Source organism: Holdemanella hominis, assembly GCF_014306155.1.
GTDB classification, from domain to species: domain Bacteria; phylum Bacillota_I; class Bacilli_A; order Erysipelotrichales; family Erysipelotrichaceae; genus Holdemanella; species Holdemanella hominis.
The window spans coordinates 1-986 of the sequence record NZ_JACRWH010000122.1 but is presented as its reverse complement, the minus strand read 5'-3'; the positions used below and the strand labels follow the sequence as shown (position 1 = coordinate 986).

At 36.1% G+C, this 986-nt stretch carries 1 protein-coding gene; it reads left to right on the top strand.

Annotation, left to right across the window (positions count from 1 at the left end; translation table 11 throughout):
- Positions 1-986 (top strand): ATP-binding protein (locus H8911_RS12160; protein WP_186999839.1); only part of this gene is annotated, 986 nt, incomplete at both ends.

Here is a 986-nt window from a genome sequence, read left to right as displayed (position 1 = left end):
GAAACTGTATCAACCGATTTCTCAATTAGTGACAAATTGTATTTTGAACCACTAACTACAGAAGATGTAATGCACGTTATTGATTTAGAAAAACCATTGGGTGTTATTGTTCAATTTGGTGGACAAACCGCTATCAACTTAGCAGATTCATTGGTAGAACATGGTGTTAAGATTCTAGGTACTTCACTACACTCTATTGATTTAGCGGAAGACCGTCATGAATTTGAAGCGATGTTACATAAATTGAATATTCCTCAACCACAAGGTGAAACTGCAGTAACAGTTGAAGAATCACTCGTTATCGCCAATAAGATTGGTTATCCAGTACTTGTTCGTCCAAGTTACGTATTGGGTGGTCGTGCTATGGAAATCGTACATAATGATGATGAATTAAGAGTCTATATGGCAACAGCCGTAAAGGAAATCAGTCATGATGCTCCAATCTTAGTTGATAAATATATTGTTGGTAAAGAATTAGAAATTGATGCGATTGCGGATGGAAAGAACGTATATATTCCAGGTGTCATGGAACATATCGAACGTGCCGGTGTTCACTCTGGTGACTCAATTAGTGTATATCCAACTCAGACAATTTCTCAACAAGTGAAAGATACAATTATTGATTATGGAACAAGAATTGGTAAAGGCTTTGAATTTGTTGGTTTATACAACATCCAGTTCATTGTAGATAAAGAAAGTAACGTATATGTATTAGAGGTAAATCCACGTTCCTCTCGTACCGTACCATTCTTATCTAAGATTACAGGTGTTCCTATGTCTCAAATTGCGACTAAGTGTGTATTAGGTGAAAGTATTGAAGATCAAGACTTAATACCAGGATATCATCCTGAAGATAAAGAAAGAGTCTTTGTCAAAGCACCAGTATTCTCATTTGCGAAATTACGTAGTGTAGATACAGTGTTAGGACCTGAAATGAAATCTACAGGTGAGGCTTTGGGTAGTGATGTAAACTTAGAAAAAGCATT